At 70.1% G+C, this 4,748-nt stretch carries 5 protein-coding genes and 1 pseudogene; 1 reads left to right on the top strand and 5 read right to left on the bottom strand.

Going from position 1 to position 4,748, the window contains the following annotated elements:
• Nucleotides 1-108: 108 nt before the first annotated feature.
• Nucleotides 109-546 carry a hypothetical protein gene (locus ACFU8Q_RS39270; protein ID WP_384464337.1) on the bottom strand — a complete coding sequence of 146 codons (438 nt, stop codon included), beginning with the start codon at nt 544-546 and terminating at the stop codon, nt 109-111.
• A 266-nt stretch (nt 547-812) separates the two neighbouring features.
• On the opposite strand from ACFU8Q_RS39270, the gene ACFU8Q_RS39265 reads away from it, so the two are divergent.
• A complete protein-coding gene (locus ACFU8Q_RS39265) occupies nt 813-1,685 on the top strand; it encodes an IclR family transcriptional regulator (protein WP_384464334.1) in 873 nt (290 codons plus the stop codon).
• Nucleotides 1,686-2,062: 377 nt separating this feature from the next.
• Here ACFU8Q_RS39265 and ACFU8Q_RS39260 read toward each other — a convergent pair whose 3' ends face one another.
• The 4 genes and pseudogenes from ACFU8Q_RS39260 to ACFU8Q_RS39245 form a co-directional block, all read right to left on the bottom strand.
• Nucleotides 2,063-3,124: a 2Fe-2S iron-sulfur cluster-binding protein gene (locus tag ACFU8Q_RS39260; RefSeq protein ID WP_384464331.1), complete on the bottom strand. Its 1,062-nt coding sequence runs from the start codon at nt 3,122-3,124 to the stop codon at nt 2,063-2,065.
• Between the two features lie 40 nt (nt 3,125-3,164).
• Nucleotides 3,165-3,392, bottom strand: a complete 228-nt coding sequence (locus tag ACFU8Q_RS39255; RefSeq protein ID WP_384464328.1) for a hypothetical protein — start codon at nt 3,390-3,392, stop codon at nt 3,165-3,167.
• Between the two features lies 1 nt (nt 3,393).
• A complete protein-coding gene (locus tag ACFU8Q_RS39250) occupies nt 3,394-4,548 on the bottom strand; it encodes a Rieske 2Fe-2S domain-containing protein (RefSeq protein WP_384464325.1) in 1,155 nt (384 codons plus the stop codon).
• A gap of 32 nt (nt 4,549-4,580) precedes the next feature.
• Nucleotides 4,581-4,748, bottom strand: a pseudogene (locus ACFU8Q_RS39245) (4-hydroxy-2-oxovalerate aldolase); the annotation flags it as partial.

Raw genomic sequence — 4,748 nt, 5'->3', positions numbered from 1 at the left:
GTTGTTGCCCGGCCCACGGAAGCGACCAGTGGTGAAGCCCCGGACCCTGCAGAGCCAGAAGCAGGCCGGCACGCAACCGCCCGACAGATTTGGCGGACAGGGGAGGGTTCAGAGCAGGGGGTCCTCGACGGCAAGGCCGGGGGCGCCCTTGACGACGAGGACAGGTGCGCGTTCCGTGTCGTTGGCGGCCTGGCCGCAGCCGGCGTGCAAGTTCTGCAGGACGCCGTCGTCGTTGCGCAGGGCGCCGGAGCGCATGGTCTCCATCAGCAGGTCGACGGCGTCGACCGCGCGCTCGGTGGCGAGCACCTGTCCCGGGCGGGCCCGGGCGCGCAGGGTCGTCGACGGCTTCCGGCCGCTGCGGGCGATGGCGAACAGGTCCGCCGTGTTGCGGGTCAACTGCAGCCAGGCAGCATCGATGCCACTGGCGGCACGGGCGATCCGCACCTGTGCGAACGGGTCTTCGACGGCCTGCTGCCCGTACGAGACCCGGAACCGCAGCCGGAAGGAGCCGACCTCGTCGAGTTCCTCGACGGAAGCCTCGGGCACGCCGCGCAGCCTCTCGACCTCGGCAGCACGCTCGCGCAGGGCGGGGCGGGTTCGCGGACCGCTGCGAGCACGTCGTCATCGCGCATGCGCGTCCCTCTCAGGTCCTTCGGTCGTCAGGGGTGACGAGAGGGAACCTACGCGTTACTGTTTCGAAACGAAATACCCTCTTCCCAGCAGGTGGGATTCACTGGCAATCTCCCCGCAATACCGGAGATTACGGCCGCGACCCGGGGTTGTCGGCTGTCCGTGTGTGAGGTGAGGTACCGATGACGACACAGGCTGTCGAGACCGAATTTCCGCCGCTGTCCCTGCTGGAGAAGGCCGCGAAGGTGCTGAGCGCCTTCCAGGGCGCCGAGCCCCGGCTCACCCTGACCGAGATCGTTCAGCGCTCCGGCCTCCCCCGGTCCTCCGCGCACCGCATCCTCGACCAACTGGTGCAGCTGCGCTGGCTGGAGCGCGAGGGCCGCGACTACCGGCTGGGCATGGGCATGCTGGAGCTGGGCGCCCTGGCCTCCCACCACAACCGGCTGCGGCGGGCTGCACTGCCGCATCTGCACGCGCTGCACGAGTCCACCGGCCACCTGGTGCACCTGACGGTGCTCGACGGCACCGAGGTGGTCTACCTGGAGCGGATCGGCGGGGCGGACGACGGCGGCGTACCCTCCCGGGTGGGCGGGCGGCAGCCCGCTTACTGCACGGCGGCGGGCAAGGCGATCGTGGCCTTCAGCGACGCCGGACTGGTGCAGCAGGTGATCCGGGGCGGGCTACGGCCGCGCACACCGCGCACCATCACCCGCCCCGAGTCGTTCCACAGGGAACTGGCGACGGTGCGGGAGCGCGGGGTCGCCTTCGACTACGAGGAGGGGTTCCGGGGCGTTTTCTGCGTGGCCGCCCCGCTGCGCGGCGCGGGCCGGGCCATCGCCGCGATCTCGGTGTGCGGCAACGGCGCCCACCGGGAGCTGGAGCGGATCGCCCCGTCCGTGCGCGGCTGCGCCCGGTCGGTATGGCAGGACGTGTTCGGCCCCGGGCGGCATACGAAGAAGCGGGCGCAGCCGGGCGGGGGGACGCTCGCGCCTGGTGTGCCGCAGCCGGCGATGGACAACATGATGTCCTGGCTGCGTTTCAGCGAGTGGATGTGACGCCGTCGACGGAAGCGGGTCCGTGGTGGGGACGCGGTCGGGTCAGCCCTGGGTGAAGCGCGTCCGCAGGGCGGCAAGACCCGCACCGTACGTGCCGTCACCGAAGAGTGACTCCACCTGCGGCACGACCTCGTGCGGTCGCCGCGCAGGACGGCGTCGGCGCCGCCGTCGGCGAAGACGACCTGCCCGGTGACGTGGGTGTTCTCGGGCGAGGTCAGCCAGGCGATCAGCGGGGCGATGGGCCTTCGTGCTGTGCAGTTGCTCCGGGCCGGTTACGCGACGTCGCCCCGGCGGATTGCCTGACCGCGGTGATCGCCGACACGGCGATGCCTCCGGCGCCGGGCCGCCGCAGGCACTCGATGTCGGGGAATGTCGGATCAGGAGTAGGCGATCTCGACTCGGCCGGTCAGGGGCACGGCCTGGCAGGCCAGGACGTAGCCGTCGGCGAGGTCCTGGTCGTCCAGGACCTCGTTGCGGAGCATCTTCACCTCGCCGGAGACGACCCGGCAGGTGCAGGCACTGCAGGCGCCCTCACGGCAGGAGTACGGGGCGTCGGCCCCTGCGGCCAGGAGGACGTCCAGGAGTGGTGTTCCCGCCGGCCAGGTGAGCGTGTGGGTCTCCCCGTCGAGTTCCACCAGTGCCGTACCTGCGTCCTCGGCCGGTGCGTCCTGAGCCACGACTGGTACGTCGAAGACGTCCGCGCCGAGTGAGAAGAAGCGCTCCCGGTGGATCCGGTCGCCCGGGGTGCCGAGGGCGCGCAGGCTCTGCTCCACGGCGTCCATCATCGGTCCGGGGCCGCAGACGTACGTCTCGCGGTCCGCGTACGGCGCGAGGACGGCGGTCAGCCGGTCCGTCGTGGGCAGGCCCTGCAGCGACTCCAGCCAGTGGATCAGCACGAACCGGTCGGCGTGGTCCGAGGTCAGCCGACGCAGCTCGCCACGGAAGATGACAGAGAGTTCGTCGCGGTTGGCGTAGAGGAGCACCAGTCGGCCACGCCCCCTCGCCAGGGCGGACTTGGCGAGGGACAGCACCGGGGTGATGCCGCTGCCCCCGGCGACGAGCAGCAGATCGGCGTCGAGGGAGTCCGGGGTAAAGGTGCCGGCGGGAGGCAGCACCTCCAGCTCGTCCCCCGCAGTCACCCGGTCGCACACCCAGTTGGAGCCGTACCCGCCGACCACCCGCTTGACCGTGATCTTCATCGGTTCGCCGGTGTGCGGAGAGCTGGCGAGGGAGTAACAGCGGGCCGTCGGCCTCCCGTCCGACCCGGGCAGTTTCAGGGTCAGGAACTGCCCGGGGCGGTAGGCGAAGCGGTCCGCGCTCTCCGCCGGAACCCGGAGTACCAGGGAAAGCGCGTCGGTCGTCTCGGCGATCACCTCCGTGACGAGCAGCCGGTGCGTACGCGATCGGGACGTCGGGCCGCCACCCGAAGGCCCGGGCACTGCTCCGCCCGCCGGCCCTGACGTCGGCTCAGGCATCGGCTCAGGCATCGACGACCTCCAGCATGCCGCCCTCGACCGCGCGGTCGATGCTGTCGCGCAGCGCCCGGCAGGTTCGGATACGGGCGGTGGTCCCGCCCTCGGCCGCCCGGCCGCGGAACTCCGCACAGACGACAGCCGCGTCGGCGGTCCACTGCACGGAGGTGTGGGCCATGCTGAACTTCTCGCACAGGACCTGGTTGCCACAGGTCACGCACTCCACCGGCTGCATGTCAGGCTCCGGTCCCCGTCCGGGCCGCCCCGCGGGCCAGGTTCTGGGCGACCTCCGCGCGCCAGGCCTTGTTGGCCCGCTCGGTGTCGACCTCGAACTCGAAGCGGTGGGTCATCTCGTCCTTGACGTCCTCGACGTCGACGTAGAACTGCTCGTACCAGCGGCGCAGTTGGTAGACCGGCCCGTCCTCCTCGGTCAGCAGCGGGTTGTCGATCCGGGTCTTGTTCTGCCAGATCTCCACGTCCTGCTCGAAGCCGACGGTCGCCCCCTCCGCGGTGAGCCGTGCGGCCTCGGATGCCTGCTCATCGGTCATGCCGGGCAGTCTCTTGACGATCGCCCCGTACTCGAGCATGAAGCTGTTGGAATCGATCGGGTAGTGGCAGTTGATCAGTACGATCTCCATCTCTGCTCCGCCGCCGACCTCACTGCAGAGGTAGTCGATCATGTAGGAGGGGCCGTAGTAGGAGGCGTCGGAGCGCAGGCGCCCGGAGCTGAGTGTGCCCAGTTCCATGTCGCCGCGCGGGCTGCTCTCCATGTACTGGGTGGCGATGTGACCGTCGAAGACGTTCTTGAAGTACTCGGGAAAGGCGTAGTGGACGTAGAAGAAGTGCGCCATGTCCACGACGTTGTCCACGATCTCACGGCAGTTGGAGCCGTCGACCCTGAGGGTTTTCCAGGTCCAGTCGCTCCACTGATCCGCGTCGGGGCCGTGGATGCCGGCGATCTCGGGGACGGTGACCTCGGGCGGCGGGGGGTTGCCCTGCGGATCGTGCCAGACGAACAGTTGCTTGTTGCGTTCCAGAGTGAGCCAGGAGCGGGTCTTGGCGCGTGGCGGGACCCGTCGGGCGTAAGGGATGCCGGCGCAGCGGCCGTTGCCCGACCAGCGCCAGTCGTGGAACGGGCAGGCGATGGCGTCGCCCTTGACACTTCCCTGGGCGAGGTTGCCGCCCATGTGCGGGCAGTAGGCGTTCAGGACGTGCAGTTGCCCTTCCTTCTGGCCCTGGAAGACCACCAGTTTGGTGCCGAACGCCTCGATCTCGTGCGGATAGCCGTCCTTGAAGCTGTCGGCGAGGCCCAGACAGTGCCAGCCCCGGGCGAAGCGCGCCGGCGGCGTGCCCGCCTCGATGGCCCGGACCTCTTCGTTGAGCGCGGTCATCTCGTCCCTCCCATGTCTTGCGGTCGTATGGTTCAGTTCTGCGCGGCGAGTTCCACGGCGATGTCGATCAGCTGGTCCTCCTGACCGCCGACCAGGCGGCGCTCGCCGGCGCGCAGGAGGATCTCGGCGCCCGAGACGCCGTAGCGCTCGGCCTGCCGGTAGGCGTGCTTGAGGAAGCTGGAGTAGACCCCGGCGTGGCC

It is taken from the genome of Streptomyces sp. NPDC057543 (assembly GCF_042801895.1).
Lineage (GTDB): Bacteria > Actinomycetota > Actinomycetes > Streptomycetales > Streptomycetaceae > Streptomyces.
Note: the sequence above shows the minus strand (reverse complement) of the source record. Positions and strands in the feature narration are given on the sequence as shown.

Excerpts from the sequence above, each read along its gene's own strand:
- ACFU8Q_RS39265 (WP_384464334.1), top strand. The coding sequence starts at position 813 with ATGACGACACAGGCTGTCGAGACCGAATTTCCGCCGCTGTCCCTGCTG.
- ACFU8Q_RS39255 (WP_384464328.1), bottom strand. The coding sequence starts at position 3,392 with ATGCAGCCGGTGGAGTGCGTGACCTGTGGCAACCAGGTCCTGTGCGAG.
- ACFU8Q_RS39250 (WP_384464325.1), bottom strand. The coding sequence starts at position 4,548 with ATGACCGCGCTCAACGAAGAGGTCCGGGCCATCGAGGCGGGCACGCCG.